At 37.8% G+C, this 4,803-nt stretch carries 5 protein-coding genes; 4 read left to right on the top strand and 1 reads right to left on the bottom strand.

Annotation, left to right across the window (positions count from 1 at the left end; genetic code table 11):
• A partial coding sequence (locus tag AC06OU_RS02965; RefSeq protein WP_475853868.1) for an MFS transporter occupies window positions 1-750 on the bottom strand: 750 nt, incomplete at its 3' end.
• A 293-nt stretch (window positions 751-1,043) separates the two neighbouring features.
• Here AC06OU_RS02965 and AC06OU_RS02960 point away from each other — a divergent pair.
• From AC06OU_RS02960 to AC06OU_RS02945, 4 genes are read left to right on the top strand one after another with little or no spacing between them, the layout of a single operon-like run.
• Window positions 1,044-1,838, top strand: a complete 795-nt coding sequence (locus AC06OU_RS02960; RefSeq protein WP_475853867.1) for an ABC transporter ATP-binding protein — start codon at window positions 1,044-1,046, stop codon at window positions 1,836-1,838.
• Window positions 1,831-3,468 carry a hypothetical protein gene (locus tag AC06OU_RS02955; protein WP_475853866.1) on the top strand — a complete coding sequence of 546 codons (1,638 nt, stop codon included), beginning with the start codon at window positions 1,831-1,833 and terminating at the stop codon, window positions 3,466-3,468. Before AC06OU_RS02960 ends, AC06OU_RS02955 begins: the two co-directional genes overlap by 8 nt.
• A 1-nt stretch (window position 3,469) precedes the next feature.
• Window positions 3,470-4,027, top strand: coding sequence for a nucleotidyltransferase family protein (locus AC06OU_RS02950; protein WP_475853870.1), 558 nt, complete (start codon window positions 3,470-3,472; stop codon window positions 4,025-4,027).
• Window positions 4,028-4,054: 27 nt separating this feature from the next.
• Entirely contained in the window at window positions 4,055-4,402 is a 348-nt protein-coding gene (locus AC06OU_RS02945) for a hypothetical protein (protein ID WP_475853864.1), read from the top strand.
• The last annotated feature ends 401 nt before the right edge of the window (window positions 4,403-4,803 follow it).

The following is a 4,803-nucleotide window of genomic DNA, read 5'->3' as shown; positions in this document are numbered from 1 at the left end:
TGATTTCCCAGCCTCCATTCCTTGTGTCTGCAATATTTCTGGGATCCAAGCGGCAGTTGTATAAAAGATAAGGGATTGGAAGCCCATACATAAAGTAATAGTCCATGTTAAAGGAGATTTCAAGATGGATTTAGCTTTTATAGGGTTAGTATCGGGAACATTAGGAACAATCTGCTGCCTCTGTTTAATTTGAGGTACCCAAACAAGGCAGGCGATGACAGCTAAAATAGACCAGATTCCTAAAGCTCCCTGCCAACCAAGGAATGATCCTTCTGCAATGGGATAACTAATGCCTGCACCAATGCCAGCAGAGAGATTCATAGATACGGTGAAAATACCTGTAAGCAACCCGATTTGTAAAGGGAACTTAAGCTTGATGAAGCTAGGGATCAATACATTACCAAAGGCAATCGCAATTCCGATTAAAGCAGTGCCAAACAATAGGAAGAAGGGAGTCCCGGTGGACCGAATGGCAATTCCGAACGCCAAAAGTAAAATAGCTAGAAATAAAGTCATTTCCATTCCGAAACGTCGTGCTACTCTAGGTGCAAATGGAGATATTATTGCAAAGGCGAGCAACGGAATAGTTGTGATGAATCCTGCCAATACATTTGAGATCTCAAGACCGTCTCTAATATAAGAGATGATCGGACCAACTGCAGTAAGTGGTGCACGCAATGTAGAGGAGATAAATATAATCCCTATGATTAATAAGGCGATTGATTTTTTATTAATTTCTGAAGTAGTCAACAAAGCAATTTCTCTCCTCACAGCTTTTAGACATTGATATTAGAAAATCCTACACACTTTACCTGAAAAGTACAACTGTTGTTCAAAACTAAAAAAGATGGTCATCAATTATGAATAATAATATGCTACAATTTAATTGTAAATATTTTGAATAATTACATTCTATTATACTAGGGGATGAAACAGTTGCAAGTTTGTGAAGATTTAATAGTTGGTAGAGTTATTTAATTATAAGATTCCATCGCTAAGAGCGTACATTCAATTATAATTCATAAAGAACGAGGGGGAGTTCAATGGAAGCGAAAAAAATTTTATCGCTAGTAAATGTTTCTAAGCAGTTTGGAAATAAGCATGTTTTAAATGGAGTAAATCTAGATGTCTATGAGGGTCAGATCATTGGATATATAGGACCGAACGGAGCAGGGAAAAGTACAACGGTAAAACTAATCCTAGGCTTGATTGATGGTTACTCAGGAATGATTGAGATCTTTGGTGAAAATATTAAAAGAAATAATTATACATATAAAAAGAGAATAGGATATGTACCCGAAACGGCAGAGCTTTATGAAAATCTCACGGCTTATGAATATCTAATTTTTACTGGTGAAATGTATAGTCTTACAACTAAGGAGGCAGAGGTTAAAGCATTTACGCTTATGAAGGAATTCAGCTTAGAGGCTGCCTTCCATCAAAGACTTTCCTCTTTTTCTAAGGGGATGAAACAAAAGGTATTAATCATTTCGAGCCTGCTACATGACCCTGATTTATTATTTTATGATGAGCCGCTTAGTGGACTGGATGCGAACAGTGTGATGGTCATAAAAGAGATACTTGCAAAGCTTGCAGCACAAGGGAAGACTATATTTTACTCATCCCATATAATGGATGTCGTTGAGAAAATCAGTAATCGGATTGTACTTTTAGTAAATGGGGAGGTAGTGGCAGACGGAAGCTTTGACGAGCTTAAGCAACAAAGTCAAGAGGGCTCCTTAGAGGGAATATTCAATCAGCTGACTGGCTTTAACGAACATGAAGAGATTGCAGAACGTTTTGTGCAAACGGTTAGTGGAGGAAACTCACATGAATGATTTTACTTCGCTTAGAGTACTGGACCGGTTTCGGAAGATATTTTTAAAGTTTGATATTGATTATGACTTAATGAGGAGAATTTTACAGCTAAAGCTGACAATGGATAGCCGGAGGTTGCCTCCCATATTTAATGGCTCAAAAGAAAAAAAGGATGGTAACCAATTTACGAAGTCCTTATGGGTTTATGGTCTTTTTGGACTTCTTCTGTTAACCCCTTTTCTTTTTTTAGGAGATAACTTTCTTTTTTCTCTCACGATCATGTTCAGTTCTATGTTTGTAATACTCATGACGTCCATGATCTCAGACTTTTCTGCTGTGCTGCTTGATATTCGGGATAAAAATATACTTCAGCCAAAGCCTATTAGCAATCGTACGATTAATGCAGCCAAAATAATGCACATTTTGATTTATATTTTTCTATTGACTGGTTCCTTCGTGATTATACCGTTAATCGTAAGTATCTTTAAGTTTGGTCCCTTATTTGCCCTTTTATTTTTCGTGGAAATAGGAATGATTAGCTGTTTGACGGTTATTTTCACCGCCTTTATCTACCTTTTCGTTCTTCGCTTTTTTAGTGGAGAGTTTTTGAAGGATGTCATTAATTATGTTCAAATTTTCTTGGCAATAGGGATGGCTGTCAGCTACCAGTTAGTAGGTCGCATTTTCGATATTGTCAATTTGGATATTGGTTACAGCTTTGCCTGGTGGCATTTATTCCTTCCGCCGTTTTGGTATGCAGCACCTTTTGAGTTGATTTTTAATAACAATTATTCCTTATATATCATTCTTTTTACTATACTTGCACTAATCATTCCGATCATAGCTGTTTTGCTATATGTACGACTAATGCCTACGTTTGAAAACTACTTGTCTAAGCTGCAAAGTGATTCGAATAGAAAAAAGAAAAAAGCTCGAAGACTGACCTCATTTTGGTCCAGTATTTTGTGTAAAACAAAGGAAGAAAGAGCTTTTTATAAATTTTCCTCAATGATGCTGAAGGAGGAAAGGGAATTAAAGCTGAAAGTATACCCAATGCTTGGATTTGCAGTTATCTTTCCATTTATCATGCTTTTCAATAATTTAAGAATGAGCAGCTTTGAGGAATTGGCTAATGGAAATTCTTTTATGATCATTTACTTTTCACTTATTTTTGTTCCATCAGTAGTTCTTTTGCTGGAGTATTCTAATTACTATAAGGCGCACTGGGTATTTTACGTTGCCCCTATGCGTAGTAGAGGACTAGTATATAGTGCCACCTTGAAAGCAACCATCATTAATTATTTTTTGCCTATATTAATACCCTTAAGCCTGATTTTTCTTTGGATCTTTTCCTTCCGCATATGGATGGATCTAGTAATAGTGTTATTAGTGGCAGTAATTTTATCTCTTGTTTCCTATTGGATGTTCATAAAAGATCCTTTTCCTTTTTCCAATGAACCGAAGCAAGCACAGGAAAGTTCTGTGATTAAAGTGTTTGGTTCGATGTTTTTAGTTGGGGTACTTGCTGTTATTCATATGATGATTGCAGTGGTTGGCCTCGAATGGTTATACATTTTGGTGCTCATCATTAGTATTTTTATAAGCTGGAAGCTCACATTCTTTCGGAGTAAGGGGGAAGCCAATGTTTAAGATGGATATTCATACGGAGCAAGAGATAATGGCCCTAATAGAAGATGACAAATGGATGATGGATTTACTGAGAGTGGCAGAGCGACTAAATCTTCCCGATTGGTGGATTTGCGCTGGCTTCGTTCGGACAAAAATATGGGATACTCTCCATGGTTACGATATTCGTACCCCCTTAGCAGATGTTGACGTGATCTATTTTGACCCGCAATGCTTGGATGAGGAACAGGAGAAAAGACTTGAACAGCAGTTAGTGGCTTGGAAGCCAGGTATCCCTTGGTCTGTGAAAAACCAGGCGAGGATGCATAAAATAAACAATCTTCCCCCCTATAAGTCTGCAGAAGAGGGGATAGCAAATTTCCCGGAAACAGTTACAGCATTAGGAGTTAAGCTAGGAGCTAACGGGTTAATATTAACGGCACCTCATGGTATCGAGGACGTAATTCAAATGCAAATCCGCCCCGTCCCCCGATTTGAAGCGAGCAACGAGCTTAAAGCTGTTTATACAAAGCGTATGGAGAGTAAGAATTGGAAAGTTAACTGGCCAATGGTTACTGTGTAACAAATGATTATTTAAAAGGAGTATTGAATGGGCAAAAAAGTCTGGTTTCTACTGTTATTATCTATATTTACATTTGTTATAGGTGTCATTATATCAAAGCCGAGTGTAACTGATTATGGGGATTGGATGGAAAAATCCTATCAAGTGAACTGCCTTGATCCTGAATGCGGCAATTTCCAGCTTGATGGAGAAGAAAAGCCAGTTATAATGCAGTCTGCTAGTTCCTCTGTTTCTCCAGGCGTATTTATAACGGAAATAGAACGACATTATACAAGTTTTGACGACTCTTCGTATATTTTAAATATTGAAGTAGAAGGATTTTTGGGCAAATTCAAGCTTAAAAATGAAGAAATTAAGAACGTGCTAAGAAAGTAAAAAAGACCTCAATTTATCTTAAAACTGATTAGATAGAAGAAATACTAGTTGTTTGGAGTGAAGGCGGCGACTCCTAGGGGAAGAGCACGAGGGAGAGACTCCAGGCTCGAGCCGTGCCCCAAGAAAGCGACCGTCGTAACGGAGAACGACTGCTAAGAAGTAGTTGAACTGATTTATTTAGGGATGGGTTATGTCCCCACCTCCTTGTCGAATTCTAACGAGAAATGAAATTCTTTCTCTTTTAATCTACACAACATCTTCAAACGGATGAACCGATTGGGCAAACGGTGCATATGATGTTATGACTTGATTACAAGGAGGAAGAACATGAAATATTTGCGACATATCGTGACGAAAGCAGTAGTTGCTAAGGGTAAAAAGAGAACGGAATCTTGTGAGAC

The sequence above is a fragment of the Psychrobacillus sp. genome, from assembly GCF_056205495.1.
Note: the sequence above shows the minus strand (reverse complement) of the source record. Positions and strands in the feature narration are given on the sequence as shown.